General features: G+C 53.6%; 19 protein-coding genes. 9 read left to right on the top strand and 10 right to left on the bottom strand.

Annotated elements, in window-relative coordinates:
* Positions 1-65: 65 nt before the first annotated feature.
* From R8377_RS05205 to R8377_RS05165, 9 genes are all read right to left on the bottom strand, one after another.
* Positions 66-1,544, bottom strand: a complete 1,479-nt coding sequence (locus R8377_RS05205) for a lipase family alpha/beta hydrolase (protein ID WP_317642441.1) — start codon at positions 1,542-1,544, stop codon at positions 66-68.
* Positions 1,541-1,726 (bottom strand): hypothetical protein, encoded by a 186-nt coding sequence (locus R8377_RS05200; protein ID WP_317642440.1) that lies wholly within the window; start codon positions 1,724-1,726, stop codon positions 1,541-1,543. Before R8377_RS05200 ends, R8377_RS05205 begins: the two co-directional genes overlap by 4 nt.
* Positions 1,727-1,944: 218 nt before the next feature.
* Positions 1,945-2,505, bottom strand: a complete 561-nt coding sequence (locus R8377_RS05195; protein WP_317642439.1) for a DUF6466 family protein — start codon at positions 2,503-2,505, stop codon at positions 1,945-1,947.
* On the bottom strand, positions 2,502-3,530 hold the full coding sequence (locus R8377_RS05190) for a vWA domain-containing protein (protein WP_317642438.1): 1,029 nt from the start codon (positions 3,528-3,530) through the stop codon (positions 2,502-2,504). The genes R8377_RS05195 and R8377_RS05190 overlap by 4 nt, the downstream gene beginning before the upstream one ends.
* The gene (locus tag R8377_RS05185) at positions 3,527-4,618 is read right to left on the bottom strand and encodes a vWA domain-containing protein (RefSeq protein ID WP_317642437.1); all 1,092 of its coding nucleotides are present in this window, start codon (positions 4,616-4,618) and stop codon (positions 3,527-3,529) included. The genes R8377_RS05190 and R8377_RS05185 overlap by 4 nt, the downstream gene beginning before the upstream one ends.
* Positions 4,618-5,184, bottom strand: a complete 567-nt coding sequence (locus R8377_RS05180) for a hypothetical protein (protein WP_317642436.1) — start codon at positions 5,182-5,184, stop codon at positions 4,618-4,620. The genes R8377_RS05185 and R8377_RS05180 overlap by 1 nt, the downstream gene beginning before the upstream one ends.
* Positions 5,181-6,119 carry a DUF58 domain-containing protein gene (locus R8377_RS05175; protein ID WP_317642434.1) on the bottom strand — a complete coding sequence of 313 codons (939 nt, stop codon included), beginning with the start codon at positions 6,117-6,119 and terminating at the stop codon, positions 5,181-5,183. Before R8377_RS05175 ends, R8377_RS05180 begins: the two co-directional genes overlap by 4 nt.
* Positions 6,116-7,192 (bottom strand): AAA family ATPase, encoded by a 1,077-nt coding sequence (locus R8377_RS05170; protein WP_425604989.1) that lies wholly within the window; start codon positions 7,190-7,192, stop codon positions 6,116-6,118. The genes R8377_RS05175 and R8377_RS05170 overlap by 4 nt, the downstream gene beginning before the upstream one ends.
* Positions 7,193-7,249: 57 nt before the next feature.
* Positions 7,250-8,032 (bottom strand): uracil-DNA glycosylase, encoded by a 783-nt coding sequence (locus R8377_RS05165; protein WP_317642432.1) that lies wholly within the window; start codon positions 8,030-8,032, stop codon positions 7,250-7,252.
* Between the two features lie 164 nt (positions 8,033-8,196).
* Here R8377_RS05165 and R8377_RS05160 point away from each other — a divergent pair, with 164 nt between their 5' ends.
* From R8377_RS05160 to groL, 3 genes are all read left to right on the top strand, one after another.
* On the top strand, positions 8,197-8,826 hold the full coding sequence (locus R8377_RS05160) for a LytR C-terminal domain-containing protein (protein ID WP_317642431.1): 630 nt from the start codon (positions 8,197-8,199) through the stop codon (positions 8,824-8,826).
* Positions 8,827-8,975: 149 nt separating this feature from the next.
* Positions 8,976-9,182, top strand: a complete 207-nt coding sequence (locus tag R8377_RS05155) for a cold-shock protein (RefSeq protein ID WP_317642430.1) — start codon at positions 8,976-8,978, stop codon at positions 9,180-9,182.
* 261 nt (positions 9,183-9,443) lie between these two features.
* Positions 9,444-11,057, top strand: coding sequence for a chaperonin GroEL (groL, locus tag R8377_RS05150; RefSeq protein WP_317642429.1), 1,614 nt, complete (start codon positions 9,444-9,446; stop codon positions 11,055-11,057).
* 193 nt (positions 11,058-11,250) lie between these two features.
* Here the strand turns inward: groL and R8377_RS05145 are convergent, their stop codons facing one another.
* Entirely contained in the window at positions 11,251-11,544 is a 294-nt protein-coding gene (locus R8377_RS05145) for a WXG100 family type VII secretion target (RefSeq protein ID WP_317642428.1), read from the bottom strand.
* Between the two features lie 147 nt (positions 11,545-11,691).
* On the opposite strand from R8377_RS05145, the gene R8377_RS05140 reads away from it, so the two are divergent.
* The 6 genes from R8377_RS05140 (at position 11,692) to R8377_RS05115 (ending at position 19,495) form a co-directional block, all read left to right on the top strand.
* Positions 11,692-12,423 (top strand): TPM domain-containing protein, encoded by a 732-nt coding sequence (locus tag R8377_RS05140; protein WP_317642427.1) that lies wholly within the window; start codon positions 11,692-11,694, stop codon positions 12,421-12,423.
* A gap of 4 nt (positions 12,424-12,427) precedes the next feature.
* On the top strand, positions 12,428-13,174 hold the full coding sequence (locus R8377_RS05135; RefSeq protein ID WP_317642426.1) for a response regulator transcription factor: 747 nt from the start codon (positions 12,428-12,430) through the stop codon (positions 13,172-13,174).
* Positions 13,171-15,015 (top strand): HAMP domain-containing sensor histidine kinase, encoded by a 1,845-nt coding sequence (locus tag R8377_RS05130; RefSeq protein WP_317642425.1) that lies wholly within the window; start codon positions 13,171-13,173, stop codon positions 15,013-15,015. The genes R8377_RS05135 and R8377_RS05130 overlap by 4 nt, the downstream gene beginning before the upstream one ends.
* Positions 15,016-15,253: 238 nt before the next feature.
* Positions 15,254-15,640 (top strand): cold-shock protein, encoded by a 387-nt coding sequence (locus tag R8377_RS05125; protein ID WP_317642424.1) that lies wholly within the window; start codon positions 15,254-15,256, stop codon positions 15,638-15,640.
* 92 nt (positions 15,641-15,732) lie between these two features.
* Positions 15,733-16,770 (top strand): DUF3027 domain-containing protein, encoded by a 1,038-nt coding sequence (locus tag R8377_RS05120; protein WP_317642423.1) that lies wholly within the window; start codon positions 15,733-15,735, stop codon positions 16,768-16,770.
* 91 nt (positions 16,771-16,861) lie between these two features.
* Positions 16,862-19,495, top strand: coding sequence for an ATP-dependent Clp protease ATP-binding subunit (locus R8377_RS05115; RefSeq protein WP_317642422.1), 2,634 nt, complete (start codon positions 16,862-16,864; stop codon positions 19,493-19,495).
* Positions 19,496-19,511 lie beyond the last annotated feature (16 nt).

The raw sequence follows: 19,511 nt of genomic DNA, 5'->3' as shown, positions 1-19,511 counted from the left end.
GACTACGCGAGAGCCTCAACAGCCAGTACCATTTTCATCTGTACAGGCACTAGCTTTTGAAACAGTTAATGCTTCATGCGGCCTTGATAATAGTCGGTTTCTTCCAGTTCGCCCTCACTAATCTGCGCAAAATGCCGGTCATGTCTTACCTGAGAAGGCTTGCCCTGGCTGGCTGCATTCTGCCAGGCAGCGCGCTGGTAATTCATACCGTGAGAAAGCTCCCCAGTATCGGCAGCGCCCGGCACGGGTGTGTGTCCAGGTGTTGGTAGCGACTTGGGAACGGTTGAAACATTACCTCGCACCGTGAGCCAATTATCGCGGCGGGGATTCTTGTTTCCCTCTAGGCTGGAGACTATTTCATCGTCCATTTCGACAGACGTGACCCAAGTCCTACTCGGCACTGGATGGTTGCCAATAGGTGAGCCCGCACTCACGACATGGTCGATGCGATATTGGTTAACACAGTCGGCAGCTACGGTTGCTGCAACGATACCACCCTGCGAATGCCCCACCAAGGCTACGGAATCTTGGGGCTTTATCCCTGCCTCGCGCATGGCTTGCGCAACTAATCGTGCGCTGGCAGCCTGCATGCGCTGGTCTTTGCTGTTGCTCATGAGCTCGAGATTCTGCTCCCAGCCAATAGGGGAGTCGGGGTAGTTATTCGTACCAGGAATGGTAACGACCCAGCCAATACTGCCGTCTGTATGCCGGTATTTTTGTACCGCGACCGTCGAGTATTCGATACCTTGCCCGCCTTGCCCCAGCTTACTGAGATTGCCCAGCGCCTGATCAATTGAGTGAGCGCTTCCCAAAAAAGTGCCCTGAGGCTCTACACGCTTCACCTCAAGTTGATTGCCTTGCTTAAGGCGAGTCCGGGGAGCGGTGAGGGCTGCAATTTGCGAGGAAATGTCATTGACTTTGCTGCCCCTAGTAGGAGCTCCACCTTGGCCCAGTATTGAGCCAATATGTTTGTTGGCAGCGACTTTATGCGCTAACCCATCCATAAAATCTTGGTGGGTGCCGCGGGTTTTGTGAATCACATCGTAGGGGTCAATTACGCCGCCTCGGCCTTGCCGGATGCTGTCGAAGGCCGATGAAACCGTAGCGATACCTAGGCTGGCACCGCCCGCTAAGACGGGAGAGGCCCTAAAACCAGCTTTTTTCAAGCCAGACAAGATTATCAGCATGCGGTTTTCTGCGCCGGAATAGCTGGAATACGCGGTGATGAGAGCTTTGGCGGTGTCTTGCAAGTCTCGGCTGAGGCGATTGCTGAGATCACGGCACTCATCGCTAGAAGAGATGAGCTGTTCGAAAGCTATGCGGGCATGTCCTTGTGGCGGCTGTTGACTATAGACCCTGCAAGGGGCAAGGGTGAGGCGAACTCTCGTGTCTGTCATATGCATGCCCAAACGTGCATAATCGTTTCCTAAGTTTGCTAAGTCTGCGCCAGCTTGGTTGAGGGCATCGGCAGCGCCAGAGAAGGCTTGTAAATCTGCTTGGCTGAAACCTTGATCGCTCAGTGAGCTTGAGACGCGTTTACTCATAGCTGCACCTGAAAGGCAATCTGTTCAGTAGCGCTCTGTGCTAGCCGCATCTGCTCAGCTAAAGCCTGAGAACGAGCTAGTCGATTCTGGTATTGCTCAGCGGCAGCACCTGCCCAATCCAAGCTTTGACTACGCCCTATAATCTCCTGTGATTGGCCCAGTATTTGGGTGCTCTTGCTCATAGTGCGAGTGAGGGTATCATGCAAACTGCCTATATGATGATGGCAGCTGCAGGTTGGGGCTTGCTCTGGTGTTAAGAATTGCTCAGCTAAAGTTAGTGAAGTTGTCATAGCCCTATTTCACCGCAGAACCCAGCGGCAATCCAGCCAGAGAGAACTATGTGGTCGGATGTGGCAGCGCTGGCAAAAACCACTGTGGTCGAATGTGAGCCAGACTTACTCTACCAAGGCTTTACCTGACCCGGACTGGGCTGTGTAGAAGGCCGAGCGGAAGGCTGTGGATTAGCGTTTTGCAATTCTTGGTTGCGTTTGAGCATCTCTTCAACCTGCTGACGCTGCTCTTGGCTCAGGCCTTGCTGCTGCTGACTAGAGTGGCGGTTGAGCTTGTCAGCATTTGCTCCATTTTGCTGGGCGCCCGGATTGTCAATTTGCTGCTGCTGAGTCAGGGCTTTGCTGAGTTGCCTAGAAAGCTGGGCGTTATGAGCTATGGAATCTTTGGTTGCTGGTAGGAGCAGCCGTGCGCTCTGCTCAGCGTCGGTGAAGAGCGCATCAACCTGTTGCTGGGAGGCTAAGAGCTTATCGATGTCTGCCTGAGGTTGCGCTGCGGCTTTCAGGTTGTTTGACAAGCTTGCACTCGCCTCGTTGTAAACGTTCACCGCGCGGGCGTTGAGCAAACTTACCGCTCCCAAGAGCAGCAATATGAGAGCGAAGAGCGCAATCACGATCCGCAACCACAGTTTTGCTCGAGGTTGGCGAGAGCTATGGGGTCGTTTGGCTGTCATAGGAGCCTCCTCGACATGCGAATCCAATTGGCCATTTCCCAAGCGAGTAAGGCCAAGACAGCGAAGGCGAAGGGCCATACTACCGGTACTACGCGCTGGCGTTTGCTATTGCTTACGCTCACTTGATAGCGCTTAGAAATCTGGGCAGACGGGCCATTGACAGCAGTATGAGTGCTGTCGGTTCCAATATAGTACCCGCTGAGTTCGTCAGCAATTGCCTTGAGCTGGCTTTCGTCCATTACGGAAATACCGGGCTGGCCAGTTTGTGGGTCAATCACCCAGTCTTGCTGGGCGCTGCCGGGCTTCGTTATACCGTCTGCACTTACCGGTATCTTGCCGCCAGCAGTTGAGCCAACTCCTATGGTGAAAGCACTATCAACGTATGCTCGCAGGGTTGAGAAGGACTGACGATTCTTGGCGCTTGTCTGCTCTCCATCGCTAATGATATAGAGCAAGACAGCATGGTCTGGATGCTGGTCTTTGCGCTCTTTCAAGCTCAAGGTGAGAGCGTTGATAGGTGCGTCCAAACTGGATCCTGCAGAAAGAGACGTTGGCTCCGTGCTCAGATTGCTGGCCCAGTTGTTAACGGCCCGAGTATCAGGAGTTATGGGCAAATCTACGCTGGCGCTGGCTCCAAAGTGTACGGCTGCAAATGAGGCATCGGGGTAGATGTTGACGATGTCTTGTACAGCCTGCTTGGCAGCGGTCAAACGAGTAATGGTCTCATTAGAACCATAGTGAGCGTCATCGACGGCCATTGAGCCGGTGACATCGACGGCAATAAACACGTCTGTGGCATTCACAGCACGGTTGGCGACTTGCTGTACCTGGCTAGGCGTGAGAACGATCATCGCTAAGAGTGCGGTTATCAAACTGCGCCTAGCTACCGTCATCTTGCTGGCGTCGGTCGTACCCCTAGAACGTCGGTACATAATCGGGCCTGCGATAGTGAGCACTACTAAAATCGCGGCCAACAGTCCGCCTACAATCCAGCCCAGCGAGGGGGCGAGCGTCCATCCCTTCATCGCTTCAATCTCCAAACCACGAGTAGGTAAGCGCCCACCAGCAAACTCAATGCTAGAGCCCACCAACCAGGCTGGTCTATGAGGCTTGACTCTTTGGCGTGCTTAAGATCGCCACCATGTCGCCGCTCAATGTTGGTGACGAGCGAGTTAATGGAATCATTACCGGACTGCAAGAGGAAGATGCCACCCTGGCCTTCGATAAGTTGGCGCATTTGCAGGGTTTCAGGGTCTTGCTCACTTTGTTTGGGGCCCGAATAGAGTCCGTCGACACTAATGCCGGCCGCTTTGGTGAGGTTCAAACCCTCTTCAAGCGTGTAGGTGGGCTGGCCTGAAGCTACGTTGTCGGTGGCGAGCACGATTGAGGAGCTTCTGTTGGCTGATGAAACGGTATGCGCTTGCGGATCTGTTGAAAAATTGGGCAGCAGGGCCGCGCAGGAGACCAAACCATCGCCGATAAGGGAAGTGGTGTCCTTGCGATTTTGTGTGCCTTCGAGCCAGTCCGAGATAGCTTGGTATTGTTTATCGCTCATTTTGTCGATATTGTCTTGTGACTGCACACCTTCCAAGATGGTGCTGGCTTGGCTCAACTGCTTGATGACTAAATCGTAATCGTCAGTAAGGGGGAAGACGGTGCGAGAGGTGGAGTTGAAAATGCTGAGTGCGATGCGCTCGCCCTCAAAATTGCGCACTAACTTCAGATAGCTGTTGAGCACTTCTCGGTCGTAGGGCAGGGCAGAGCCTGAGACATCGAGGCAGAGCACTATATCTCGAGAGCGGCCACTTACCTGGCTTTTATCGACATTAGAAGGTCGCGCTGCCAGGAGGGTTCCTACTATTAAGCACAGGGCGAGTAGGATAGCGCCCACTCGTTTGAGCCTGCGCCACATGCGATAAGTCTTGCTGGCAGATTCGCCTTGTAAGTCTTCTACCAAGCTAAAAACGATGGCTTGACCCTGGTCAGTATCAACCTTTTGGCGGCTCTGGGCGCGCTTGGACAGCACCGTGGTTGCGAGAGCTAAGGCAATGAGCGCTAGGCCTAGAAAAGCTATGAGCCACGGCCAGCGCCAACTCAAACTAGTGGGATTCATTATTTCCACCTTTCAACCAGGGTGGAAACCCACTGAGCTGCCTCGGAAACCTGCGCTTCGTAGGCTTGCCGGTTCACTGCCGGGTCAGCGAATTCAGGAGGATAGAGAGCACTAATAGTTTGCCGTAGCAGGTCAAGCTGCTCACGGTTGCTCGCAGTTCTGGTCTGCTGGCTGAGCTCGGCGAGCGTGTGAGTGCTTAAATCGGTGCCGGTAGCTTGAGAGGCAAACTGTCGGACAATTTCAGCCAGTTGGCTCATTGCCTCAGCCTGTGAGACCTGCCCAGCTTGATGCTGTTTGACTACGCCGTCAATACGCTTATACCATTTGCTTCTGTTGGCAGAAGGGATGTGGCGGGCCTGAGGGGCCGGAGCTGCCTTGCGTGGCTTGGACAATACTACAACCACAACAATCAAGGCGACGGCCAGCAGCACAGCGCCCAATGCTACCACCACGAAGAGGTTGGCTGAGGAGAGCGGGGGCAAGACGGAGCCCTTGGGCACAGTGAGTGCCTGGTGAAGCTGTACATGGAGGGTGAATGCTGTATTCATGATTGCCGTATTGGTCATCGCAAGCCTCCCATGAGAGAGCTCCCGCTAGTTGAGATGAGTGATGCTGCTGAGAGAATGCGGACGAACTCGTTAAACATGCTCTGGCTGGAATGCGCGTGGATAAGAGTGGCACCGGTTCTAACTAAATCGCGTTTGAGGGCCGAGTTTTGGTAGTGCCTGTGGGTATCGACTTCTTGGGCAGCCATCTCTTGGCGCATGAATGCAGGCACTTGCCGTTTGCTGACGCCGTCAAGGATATGCGCAAAGCCATTGGTGGGTGAAAGCGGGTTGAGTGTAGCAACCGAGACCACGATAAGCGGATGTGTCTGCGCGATTTTTTTGATAGCAGCCAAGTGTTGCTCACCGATGGCTGTTTCATCGGTTGCAATCACAATCAGCGACTGCCGGTCGGGGATGCGAAGCGCATATTCAAGCATGGCTGTAATATTGCGCGGCTGGGACCATGAGCGGTCGAGAGCCTTGTCGAGCGTTTGATCAAAAGCTGCAAATCCGCCTTGGCTGGGTATGCGGGTAATGGCCTGTTTATTGGCAGTGACGAGCGACACTTCGTCGGAACGACGTAGCGACAATGAAGCAAACATGCGAAGGGCGTTAGCAGCTACGGCGGCAGCGCTCTCTGAACTGGCTGTAGTAGCCTGCATTTCACGGCCCATATCGATAAAGAGCCAAGCCTTGCTGGTTACTAGCCGCTCATGTTCGGCTACCATCGGTCGACCCATGCGAGCGCTCGAAGCCCAATCGATGAGACGGGCCTCGTCCCCGGCTTCATAGGTGCGAATACCCTCATAATCGTATCCGCTGCCACGCTTGCCAGAGGGGTGCTCGCCCTCCAATATGCCCAGAGCCTTGCGGACGGTGGGCAAACTCAATTGAGAGCTGAGCGCCTCGATTTTGTGGCGTATGGGGTCATGTCCTGAGGCAGGAAACATCATGGAGTAGGCACCGTGTTCACAATAGTGTCAATAATGCTATCGCTTGTAACTCCGTCGGCTAATGCCTCGAAGGTGAGCAAGATGCGGTGGCGCAAAATGTCGTGAGCAAATCCCTTGATGTCTTCGGGGATTACGTAGTCGCGGCCGCTGAGGAGGGCGTGGGCCTGCCCGATGCGGATTAAAGCGATTGAAGCGCGGGGGCTGGCACCTAGGCGCACCTTGCTGGCCAAGCCTTGGATGGGGTGACTTCCAGCTCCACGGCTGGTGGCGGCTATATCGACGGCGTAGCGCATAATCGGCTCGGCTACATGGATTCTGCGGGAGGCCATGCGCAGGAATTGCACATCTTCCAAGCTCAGCTGACCTTGGCTGCTGGTAGCTGGCATATCGCTTCCGCGGCTGGTGAGTAGCTGGAGCATCTGAATTTCTTGACCTGCCGATGGATAGGTCATCACCGCTTTCATCATAAAACGGTCCATCTGGGCCTCAGGCAGGTTGTAAGTGCCTTCTTCCTCGATGGGGTTCTGCGTAGCAATCACCATAAATGGCTGAGGAAGCGCCAGGCGCTGGCCGCCAATGGTAGTGGCCCCCTCGGCCATAGCTTCGAGCATGGCTGACTGGGTTTTGGCATTGGAGCGGTTAATCTCGTCGAGCAGCACAAAATTGGCATGAATAGGGCCCAACTGGGTGCTGAACTGCTGACGGGAGAAGTCAAAAACTTGGGTGCCCACCAAGTCAGAAGGCATCAAATCTGGGGTGCACTGGACGCGCTTGAAGGAACCAGACACGCAGGAAGCGAGGGTCTGTGCGGCAGTTGTTTTTGCCAAGCCAGGCACTGATTCAATAAGGATATGGCCCGAAGCTACCATCGTGACGAGTAGGGATTCGCGCAGTTGCTCTTGGCCCACTAGGGTGGCAGCGAAACGAGAACGAATCCGGTCCGCTAGTAAGTCTGCGCGCTGTACTTCATCGCGGGTCAGGGGGCTCAGCCCGGAGATAGGCGCCCCTGTTTGTGTAGGCGCCTGCATAGGAGCTGAAGTACTTGGAGTCTGTCTTGGAGGGAATAAAGCCATAGTCAGTACTCTAGCGGCATTTCATGACGAAAGCTGCCTGGCTTTTCTGCTAGCAGTTTAAGGCAGTCGCCAATCAACAGGGCCGGTACCCATTGATTCTAAAGCGCTATTGGCCTGCGAGAAGGGTTTTGAGCCAAAGAAGCCGTAGCGGGCGGATAGGGGAGAGGGATGTGGAGATTTGATGATGAAAGCATTGGTGAGCAGAGGTTCCAAACTCTGCGCCTGCCGTCCCCACAAAATGGCGACAAGCGGCTTTGGTTGGCCGTTTTCGTCGGTGCGGGTGTTGAGTGCCTTAATAGCTGCATCGGTAATCTCTTCCCAGCCCTTGCCCCGATGACTGGCTGGCTTACCTACCTGAACTGTTAAACAGCGGTTGAGTAAGAGCACACCTCGTTGGGTCCAGGGTGTCAAATCACCGTTGGAGGGTTGAGTAACGCCTAAATCGGTAACCATTTCTTTATATATATTGCGCAAGCTGCCGGGAATGGGGTTTACGTCGGGCTCCACACAAAAGCTCAAGCCCACTGGATTGCCTGGTGTCGGATAGGGGTCTTGGCCTACAATGAGCACCTTTACTGAATCGAAGGGGATCGTAAAAGCTCGCAATATATGCTTGTTGGCAGGTAGATAGCGGTTGCCTTGTGCCAGTTCCGAACGTAGAAAATCGCCCATCTGGTGGATTTGCGGTTCGACTGGAGTGAGGGCTCGCGCCCAACCTGGCTCGATGAGTTCTGCCAAGGGTTTGCGGTTGCCGGTCGAATCAGCGGATTGTGCTGGCGGAGCGGCAGTTCCGGAAGCGTTAGCATTGGGATTGCTGTCGTCTAGTTCAAATAAATCCATACGATATAACTATAATGCGATGTTGACGGATTAGGAAAAGTTGATAAGTCGTGCAAATTTCGTATGCAGGTATCGTCATGACCTGGCTAACGATTACACTATTGCTTACATTGCGAGAGCTCACTTGCCGTGCAGCGGGCTAGAGGGCAGAGGAAGGTTGATCTATGGCAAGCAATCGAGACGAGAACGGCTACCAGCCGTATACGCCGGACGCGTTTGATGATCCGCCGGAAGGACCAGTTGGTGTTCACCGTGGTCCGCGCTCGCTTGCCGTTCGCACCGTGCCTTTTGTCGCTATTATCATTCTGGCTATTTTGTGCGGTATTGGCGCTTGGACTGTCTTATCTGGTAGTAAATTGCCTTGGCAGCATTCGCAGACGAGCACTTCGCAGGCGAGTCAGCAGCAGACAGCTCATCAGAAGTCTTCTACAAGTAACAATACAGACTCAAGTAAGCCCAAAGAGTCCCAGACTGCTCAGCCTTCAACTTCAGCTGGCGAAAGCGAGCAGGCTGCTCCAGCACCGGCTGCCAACAAGGCTGCAGCTGTCAAGGTTGTGAACGGTACTTCCACTGCAGGTTACGCAGCTAGTAAGAAGCAGGTTTTGGAAAGTGCTGGGTATACCAACGTGACTGCAGCAAATCCAGCGGGGCAATTGCCACAGGCGAGTGTGGTCTGGTATCAGAGCGAGAGTGACAAAGTTACCGCTGAAGAGGTTGCTAAGACTTTAGGCATTGCCAGTGTTGAGCAAAGTGCTGATGCTGGAACTGGAATTGTCGCAGTTTTGCTGAATTAGTTTCATTGGACTTGGTGCTGAAAGAGTGTAAAGGCTGAGGGCCTCGGCGTTTCTTCCAGCCCTTAGTCTAAAATGAAAGTGCCGACCTGGTAGATGTGGTCAGTTTCATATCTGCCGTGACACGGCGTTTGATATTAAGGAAGTTAGTTATGGCACAAGGAACTGTGAAATTCTTCAGCGATCAAAAGGGTTATGGTTTCATTACCCCAGATGATGGCAGCGAGGAAATTTTCGTCCATTATTCTGCAATTGATTCGAATGACAATCACAAGCTTCTTCATGAGGGCGACAAGGTTGAGTACGAAGTAGAGCGTAGCGCAAAGGGGCTGCAGGCAACTTCTGCCCGCGCCGTCTGATTTGTAGCAAGCTTTTATTGCACTTTTAAGAGGGATTCCGGTACGACCGGGGTCCCTTTTTCGTATCCGCGAGTAGACCCGATTACGTTTTTCAAGCCTCGAGCATATTCGTAGTGTTGCAGGTTGGCACTCGGAGGCTTAGAGTGCTAATCTCGTACATTAGCACTCGAGGTTCGAGAGTGATAAGTCGGCAGCTGACGGCTGACTAGGCTCCTGTGCTAAGAGTGAGATTATAGACTCAAGCCATGTTGGAGGACACAGATGGCAAAAATTATTGCATACGACGAGGAAGCTCGCCAAGGAATGCTTGCCGGACTCGACAAGCTGGCAGACACTGTCAAGGTTACTCTTGGGCCAAAGGGCCGCAACGTAGTCTTGGACAAGTCTTACGGTGCACCAACCATCACGAACGATGGTGTTTCCATTGCTAAGGAAATCGACCTCGAAGATCCTTACGAGCGCATTGGTGCCGAACTGGTCAAGGAAGTTGCTAAGAAGACCGACGATGTGGCTGGCGACGGTACTACCACCGCTACGGTTCTGGCTCAGTCTTTGGTCCATGAAGGTCTGAAGAACGTCGTTGCAGGTTCCAACCCCATTGCCCTGCGCCGCGGCATTGAGAAGGCTTCTGACGCCATTGTTAAGGAGCTGATTGCTGAGTCCAAGGACGTTGAGACCAAAGACCAGATTGCTGCTACTGCTACAATTTCTGCCGCTGATCCCGAGGTGGGGGAGCAGATTGCAGAAGCTCTCGATAAGGTCGGTCAGGATGGTGTAGTGACCGTCGAAGACAACAACCGTTTCGGCTTGGACTTGGAATTCACCGAGGGTATGCGCTTCGACAAGGGCTACATTGCACCTTACTTCGTGACCAACAATGATGATCAGACCGCTGTATTAGATGATCCTTATATCTTGCTCACTTCCGGCAAGGTCTCCAGCCAGCAGGATGTCGTGCACATTGCCGAGCTTGTCATGAAGACCGGTAAGCCCTTGCTGATTATCGCTGAGGATGTTGATGGCGAGGCTCTGCCCACCCTGATTCTCAACAAGATTCGTGGTACTTTCAACTCTTGCGCTGTCAAGGCTCCAGGCTTCGGCGATCGCCGTAAGGCCATGCTGCAAGATATGGCTATCCTCACCGGTGCTCAAGTTGTCTCTGAGGAACTTGGTTTGAAGATTGACTCTATCGACACTTCTGTGCTCGGTACTGCCAAGAAGGTTATCGTTTCCAAAGACGAAACCACCATCGTTTCCGGCGCAGGTTCCAAGGAAGAAGTTCAGGCCCGCGTTGCTCAGATTCGTACTGAGATTGAGAACACGGATTCTGATTACGACCGCGAGAAGCTGCAGGAGCGCTTGGCTAAGCTCGCTGGCGGCGTTGCTGTCATCAAGGTTGGTGCTGCTACCGAGGTTGAGGCCAAGGAGCGCAAGCACCGCATTGAAGATGCCGTGCGAAACGCCAAGGCTGCTATCGAAGAAGGCTTGCTGCCTGGCGGTGGTGTAGCCCTGATTCAGGCTGCTAATAAGGTTGAGTCTGAGGTTCAGCTCGAGGGTGACGAAGCAACTGGCGCAGCCATTGTCTTCCGCGCTATCGAAGCTCCTATCAAGCAGATTGCTCAGAACTGCGGTCTGTCCGGCGATGTAGTGATTGACAAGGTTCGCTCACTGCCAACCGGCCAAGGCTTCAACGCCGCAACCAACACATACGAAGACCTGCTGGAAGCTGGCGTGGCCGATCCTGTGAAGGTAACCCGTTCTGCTCTACAGAATGCCGCTTCTATAGCTGGCCTCTTCCTGACGACTGAAGCTGTTGTGGCCAACAAGCCAGAGCCAGCAGCAGCTTCTCAGCCCAGCCCTGAGATGGGTTACTAATCGTTCATAACGATTAAACGGCTATAGATATTCGGCCGGATGCTTTCCGCTCGTGCGCATGCAGCGTACAGCCGGGGAGCATCCGGCCGAATCATATATTACGGACCGGGCGCACACTAAGGCGGTTTGCTTCGAGCTGAAAGCCAGATGGTGAATGGGGTGATTGGACTCTCCATAATTGGCACCTGTACTCTTAGGAGCTGGCGAACAGTCGGGTGGCCTGAGCTTCTGCATCTGAGTACACGTTTGAAGCTTGAGTCAGGGCGTTTTGCATGCCTTCCAAGGCCTGCTCCATCTGTTGTTGGGCGCCGCGCCACTGGTCAGCTACACCGTTGAATTGCGTAGCCGCGCCGCCCCTCCACACTGACTGCAGATTGGTTAAATTAGCAAACATGCCGTTGACTGCTTGGCGAATTGAAGAGATGGAATTCGAGACAGCACCGCTGGCTGATTGGATTCGTTCTGAATCAACTTGATACTGAGGCATAAGCCCTCCTTAATAAGACCCGATTTGGGTGTTTCTTGTGGCGGCCAGCTGTTTTGGCCAGTCGCTACAGTGGAGCTTATGACGCGAACAGATGCTGAGCATAGTTGTAGAGTCAATGTGGTCGAATGTGGCCTCAGAAAGGGCAATGTGGATAACGGCGATTGCTTGACAATAAAAAGTGGAACAGGCAGGGTTGCTTCTGTATTAGCCCTGGTAAGTGCCCTCTGCCTTTTACTATTGCTCTTAGTGCCGGCTGATTCGGCCCGTGCAGATGCTGCCAGCCCCTCGTCTGATCTCACCAGCAGCCAGGGTTCTGTGGGCATGTTAAGCGATCAGATTACCGACACGCAGAATTTACTGGGCTCTAATGTAGGAGCAGTTTCGGATGCTATTGCCCAGACGGAGCAAACTACCGGGGTGCATGTGCGCTTGCTCTATTTACCAACATTTTACCAAGGCACCAACCCCGATACCTGGGCCAGTCAGGTCTTAGAATCTTCCAAGCCCAAGGAGAACACGCTCTTGCTGGCTGTGGCTTCTAAAGACGGTAATCTTGTGGTCGCAGTCTCGGCCAATTCTGACTCCTGGCTCAAGCAACAGTCCACGGTAGATGACCTCTCCAATGCTGCCCTTGACCCTATTTCTGGTAAGGACAACCCCGATTGGGTAGGCTCTGCTCAAGCTCTAATGGAGCAAGTAAGTAAAAGCAAGGAGCAGGCCGATAGACGGACATATATCTCCTACGGGATTGTTGCAATCTTCGCAATATTGCTGGTGGTTTTGGGTGCTCTGACATACTGGCTCAGGCAAAGGAAACGTGGCGCTCACCAACGTCACAGTAAACATTCAGGAAATATTCAGACAGAGGCGGCATCCTAGAGACATGAGTAAGCCGATTGAAGCATCTATCGTCGTAGTTGACGACGAGCCCTCCATCCGCGATTTGTTGGTGGCATCCCTCCACTTTGCCGGTTTTGAGGTGGCTACTGCTGCCTCGGGATCGGAAGCGATTGAGGTCATTGAACAAACTCAGCCAGACCTCATAGTCTTAGATGTCATGCTGCCAGACATTGACGGTTTTACGGTGACCAGTAGGATTCGCCAGGCCGGAGTTGTTGCTCCCGTGCTGTTTTTGACGGCCCGCGACGACACCCAAGACAAAATTATGGGCCTTACTGTCGGCGGGGATGACTACGTGACTAAACCCTTCAGCTTGGAAGAAGTGGTGGCCCGAATTCGCGCTATTTTGCGCCGTACACACGAGCAGATGGAAGACAATCCCGTCATTAGCGTTGGTGATTTGAACATTAACGAGGATTCGCACGATGTGACCCGCGCTGGTCAACCCATCGACCTGAGCCCTACTGAATACAAACTTCTGCGTTATCTCATGGATAACGAGGGCCGGGTATTGTCCAAAGCGCAGATTCTCGACCATGTGTGGCAGTACGACTGGGGCGGGGATGCCGCTATCGTTGAGTCATACATTTCCTATTTGCGCAAAAAAGTTGATGGTGTTACCGTCACCGATGAAGACGGCGAATCCCACAAGGTGGAACCTCTAATTCAAACCAAGCGAGGTATTGGCTATATGATTCGCGGCCCTAAGAGTGTTGCGGACGATCAATGAGTTCTCCACAAGGACAGCCAGCTGCGGCACTTAGCAGCGATTCGGGCCAACAGAGTCAACAACCAGCTCAGGGTTCCAATCCCTTTATGTATCAAGGCGCTCAGGTGGCCCAACGCCAAAGGCTGGGTGTTTTTGATACCATTCCACTGACCACTAAACTTATCTCTTGCATGCTGGTTTTGCTGATCATTGGAACGTTGGGCATTTCGTTGGCGATTCGTCAGATGGCAGGAACCTACCTCCAACAAAAAACTGATACGCAACTGATTCGTCAGGCCAAGCTAGGTATCCGTAACGCTACGCTGCTCAGCCAGGAGGACCTCAACCAACGTGGTTTAGGCCCTACTGATTACTTTCTGCAGGTGCGTGATTCTAAAATGCGCATTATCAGTCAGAATTTGACCCCTGCTACTGTCAATGGCGTTTTATCTGTTCCCAGTTTGCCTGCTAACGGGCAGAACGCCGATATTGAACTCGGCGTGCCTTTCACCACCTCGTCGCAGGTGAGTATGCCGAAAAGCTCTAAGGCTGATCGGGATACACAGAGTCGAGCGCAGGCGCCTTGGAGAGTTGTGGCAATGCAGTGGAGTATGACCTCGTCTGATGGGCAGAGCAGCACTTCGGGTGTGTTGTTTATGGGCCTGTCGCTCAGTGATCAGATGGACACTATTCATGCTCTCACTCAGTACTGTTGGGTAGTTGGTATTCTTATCGTTTTGCTTGGTGCAGTAATAGCGGCCCTGCTGATTCAAAGTACCTTGGCGCCCTTAAAACGCATCGAAAAGACTGCAGCCAAGATTGCTGCCGGCGATCTTTCACGGCGTATTCCCACGGCTCCAGTTAACACCGAAGTGGGTTCTTTGGCTGCCTCTTTGAACTTGATGCTTTCGCGCATTGAACGCAGCTTCCATGAGCAAGAAGAGACTACGCGTAAGATGAAGCAGTTCGTCTCTGATGCCAGTCATGAGTTGCGCACGCCTTTGGCTGCAATCCACGGCTATGCTGAGCTTTATCGTATGCAGCGCAGCTATCCTGGTGCGTTGGAGCGCGCTGACGAATCCATTGCCCACATCGAATCGTCAAGTGCTCGTATGACCGATTTAGTAGAAGACTTACTGTCTCTGGCTAGGCTTGACGAGGGTCGGGGCATCAACACCACCCTCGATGTGGATGTGACAACGCTTGTCAATGATGCGGTCGACGACTTGCATGCTCTCGACCCAGAGCGGGCAATCAAACGCGCCCTCTTGAGTCTTCCGGTTGCCAAGAAGGGGCAGGAACTCTCCAGCAGTTTCACCTTTGAAGACGCATCCTGGCCCTTGATTGAGATGGTGGCCGACCCGACCCGCTTGCGCCAGGTAGTGACCAATATAGTTGGCAATATCCATCGCTATACGCCTGCTGACACTCCCGTTCAAATAGGTCTGGGAGTGGTACAGGCACCATTCGATCCCAATCGTTTGGCTGCCATGCCTTCTACTCGGGCTTCCTTAGACACCTTCATTCGGGAGGCGCAAACTAAGGCTGTGCCAGTCAAAAAGCGGGTCGGGGAACCGGGGGAGGCTCCGCAAGACTTTGTGGTGATGCAGTTCGTGGACCATGGTCCAGGAGCTCAGCCAGAGGCACTCCAGCGTTTATTTGAGCGTTTCTATACAGCTGATCCTTCCCGCGCTCGCGAGAAGGGCGGCACGGGTCTGGGGCTAGCGATTGTGCAGTCGATTGTGAAAGCCCACCACGGCTTGATTTGCGCCAGCGAAACGGAAGGCAATGGACTCACGTTCACGGTTGTTATTCCCCAAGGCCATCCCAATCAGCCGAGCGCCCAAACAGGAAATGAGTAGCCAAAGGGCTTTAAACCAGTGAACATAGCGCTTTGCTGGTTTAAGCTGATGAAGTTGGTATATAAGCTAGAGGCAGAGGTAGATGTCCTCTACCGAGCCTTAATGTGCGCCAATAGTCTAAAAGTCGCAAGGCCTTCATCTGTCAGGGTACTGGCTTGGGATAGACTGTTATAAGTGAATGAATTGGGTGGGCCTGAGCCTACCCAACAATAGTAGGTGCAGATGAGGGAGTGTTATCATGCCTAGCGGAAAAGTGCGTTGGTTCGATGCGAATCGTGGCTTCGGTTTCATCACCAGTGATGATGGGGAGGATGTGTTCCTGCCTGCATCTGCGCTGCCTGCTGGAGCCTCGACCCTGCGCAAGGGTAGCAAGGTTGAGTTTTCAGTTGCAGCCGGGCGTAAGGGGCCTCAAGCTTTAGATGTGCAACTCGTGGGCCCAGCGCCTTCCATTGTGAAAGCTACGCGGCCTGAACCCGATGATATGGCAGCCATCGTTGAAGACCTGATTAAGCTTCTTGACTCGGCGGGAGGCCACCTGCGTCGGCATCGCTATCCTTCCGATTCGGATGCCAGCAAACTTGCAACGCTACTGAGAGCTGTGGCAGACGACTTTGACGTGCAGTAGAGTTCCGAGTTTTATTCGGTGTAAAAGCACTAGTAGACGATGAATATGTGCCCTATAAGCTATAAGCAGGGCCAAGATGTTAAGGTGAGGTAATGCCCCAAGAACAGCTAACACCCGAGGAACTGGCCCGGCAGGTTGCCCTGTCTGTAGCCTCAGAACCCAGCGAAGTGGGCGAGTTCCTAGGTCAGAGTCCGTTGGAAGGCTCGGTCAGTGAGTTCCGCTTTGCCTCTAAAATTAAAGGTTACGAGGGCTGGCTCTGGTCAGTTACGCTCTTCCATGACACGCAAGAGAATCGATGGACGGTCGACGAATCATCGCTCATTCCGGGATCTGATTCGCTCTTGCCACCCAAGTGGGTGTCGTGGAAAGATCGCTTGCTGCCCTCTGATTTGTCCGTCACCGATGCCATGGGCACTGAATCAGACGATTCTCGCTTGGAAGTGGGCTATAGGAGTCCAGAATCGACTGACAAGGTGCTGGAAACGAACGTCAGTCGAGAAGATTCTGAAGCGTCAGGCAGCAGCGATGAATCCCCAGAAAACCAAGACGGGGCTATATTCAAGCTGGCGGACCAAAGTCAAGCAGATGAAGCTGAGAACAACTCGGAAGCCGACGATGCTTGGATTCACACTTCTCAAGATGACCTCGAGTCAACGGTAGAAGAATATGCTCTCAGTCGGCGTCACGTGCTGAGCCCGCTCGGTAGGGCAGAGACAGCCAAGCGCTGGTATGAAGGCCAGCACGGGCCTAAGTCTCTCTCTACCCGTACTGCGGACGGTAAAACATGTGAAAGCTGCGGCTTTATGATTCCTCTCCAAGGCGAGTTGGGCACAATGTTTGCCGTGTGTGCCAACCGCTGGAGTCCAGACGATGGTCGTGTTGTCTCCCTTGACCATGGCTGCGGTGAGCATTCCGAAATTGAACCGCCTCAACTGAGTAACTTGTGGGTGCAGTCCAAGCCCGCTTTCGACGACTTGCATATCGACGTGGTTCAACAGAGTGCCCGAGAAGAGGTACCGGGGGTGGAACTCATAGAACAGATTACGAATGAGAGCAGTGATCCGGTATCGCAAGAGAGTCAACCCCTACGCACACGGCGTAGAACCCGCAGTATCCGAAAAGACCGCTGAATTTGCGTTAAGAGCGCAATAGCTGTTTTCGGTGAATATTCGTCAACTTAAATCGGTAGAGTTAGTAGCAGTTTTATAGGGAAGGACATATATGTTTGAGCGGTTTACTGACCGTGCGCGGCGCGTTATCGTGCTGGCGCAGGAAGAGGCCCGAGCCCTTCAGCACAACTATATCGGTACCGAGCATCTCCTGCTTGGCCTGATTCGTGAAGGTGATGGGGTAGCGGCTAAGGCTCTTGCAGCCAAGGGTGTCGAACTCGATGCCACGCGCAAGCAGGTTGAGGAGATGATTGGTAAGGGTAATGCAGCTCCAACGGGGCACATTCCCTTCACTCCTCATGCCAAGCAGGTGCTTGAGCTTTCCTTACGTGAGGCCTTGCAGCTGGGGCACTCGTATATTGGCACTGAGCACATTCTCTTAGGTCTCATTCGTGAGGGCGAGGGCGTGGGCACGCAGGTGCTCATTAAGATGGGTGTGGATTTGGGTGAACTCAGGACTGCCACTATCGATATGATTCGCGGCAATCACGAGGGTTCAGAAGATGGCAAAGGTGATTTAGCCAATGCGGGCGGCGTACAGAGCAAGCAGAGTCAGACCGGTTCCGCTATTCTCGACCAGTTCGGCCGCAATCTTACGAAGGAAGCTGCCGAAGGTAAGCTCGACCCTGTTATCGGGCGTTCTAAAGAGATCGAGCGAGTTATGGTAGTGCTTTCAAGGCGCACCAAGAACAACCCCGTTCTCATCGGCGAGCCTGGCGTTGGCAAGACTGCCGTCGTCGAAGGCTTGGCTGAAAAGATTCATGCGGGAGATGTGCCTGAGACCCTGAAAGACAAGCAGGTCTATTCGCTCGACTTGGGTTCTATGGTAGCTGGTTCTCGCTACCGCGGCGATTTCGAGGAGCGCTTGAAGAAGGTCTTGAAGGAGATTAAGACCCGCGGCGATGTCATCCTCTTTATAGACGAGATTCACACGATTGTGGGTGCCGGTTCTGCCGACGGTGCTCTGGGTGCTTCCGACATGCTCAAGCCACTCTTGGCCCGCGGTGAGCTGCAGACCATTGGTGCTACCACGACCGACGAGTACCGCAAGTACATCGAGAAGGATGCAGCCCTTGAACGGCGCTTCCAGCCCATTCAAGTGCCGGAGCCGACCATTGCGGAGACTATCGAAATCTTGAAGGGCTTGAAAGAGCGCTACGAGAACCACCATCATGTGACTATCACCAATGGGGCTCTCCAGTCTGCTGCTGAGCTTTCTGACCGTTACATTCAGGATCGTAACCTCCCAGACAAGGCTATCGACTTGGTCGACGAAGCTGGTGCTCAGTTACGCATTAAGCGACTGACTGCGCCTCCTGAGCTCAAAGAACTGGATGGCAAGATTTCCAAGGTCAACGACCAGAAGGAAGCTGCCATCAAGGATCAAGACTTTGAAAAGGCCGCCGAGCTTCGCGACAGTCAGGAGAAGATGGAGGCTGAGCGCAAGGAGAAAGAAAAGGCTTGGCACGAGGGCGAATCCGATGTCAAGATGGTAGTGGATGAAGATGTTATCGCTCAGGTAGTCTCTTCTACAACCGGCATTCCAGTCTTCAAGCTGACTCAGGCTGAGTCTAAGAAGCTTTTGAGTATGGAAGGCGAACTCCACAAGCGCATTATTGGCCAGGATGAGGCTGTTTCTGCCCTGTCTCGCTCGATCCGTCGTACTCGCGTGGGGCTCAAAGACCCCAAGCGTCCGGCTGGCTCCTTCATCTTTGCTGGTCCCACAGGCGTGGGTAAGACTGAGCTTGCGAAGGCTTTGGCGCAGTTCCTCTTCGACGATGACGATGCGCTCATTCGTGTAGACATGTCTGAGTTCTCCGAGAAGTACGCAGCTTCCAGGCTCTTCGGTGCGCCTCCGGGCTATGTGGGCTACGAAGAGGGTGGCGAGCTTACCGAGAAGGTACGTCGCAAGCCCTTCTCTGTTGTGCTCTTCGACGAAATTGAGAAGGCTCACCCCGACATCTTCAACACCCTCTTGCAGGTTCTAGACGATGGCCACTTGACTGACGGTCAGGGCCGTACGGTGGACTTCAAGAACACGATTATCATCTTGACCACTAACTTGGGTACCCGCGACATTGCTAAGGCCGCCAACACTGGCTTCAACCTGAGTAACAACACGGAAACCTCCTACCAGCGTATGAAGGATCAGGTCACGAGCGAGCTCAAGCAGCAGTTCAGGCCCGAGTTCCTCAACCGCTTGGACGACATTATCGTCTTCCAGCAGTTGACCGAGCCTCAGGTGCGCCAGATTGTGGACTTGGATGTGGCCGATCTCAATGACCGCCTGTTCGAGCGTCACATGTCTCTTGACCTTACCGATAAGGCCAAGGATTTGCTGGCTCAGAAGGGCTTCGACCCGCTGCTGGGTGCCCGCCCCTTGCGACGCGTGATTCAGCGCGACATCGAGGATGCAGTTTCGGAGAAGATTTTGATGGGCGATTTGGAAGACAATCAGTCTATCGAGGTTGACGCCGAGGGCGAGGGCATCTTGGGTGAGTTCACCTTTACCAGCAAGCCCTATGACGGCCCCAAGCACGCTGCAGAACCTGAGGCTAAGGAGCCTGAACTGGTCGGCGCTGCGGTGGCTACGCCCGACGCTGACTTGGCTGCTAACCAGGCCGAAGCTGAGCGCGTTGCAGGTGAAGAAGCACAGCCTAGCGAGGATTCTCCAGCGGGCGAGTAAGCATTGACTAGCGTTC

Origin of the sequence: Bombiscardovia apis (genome assembly GCF_033095945.1) — a bacterium.
GTDB lineage: Bacteria > Actinomycetota > Actinomycetes > Actinomycetales > Bifidobacteriaceae > Bombiscardovia > Bombiscardovia apis.
This window is presented reverse-complemented; position numbering and strand designations above follow the sequence as displayed.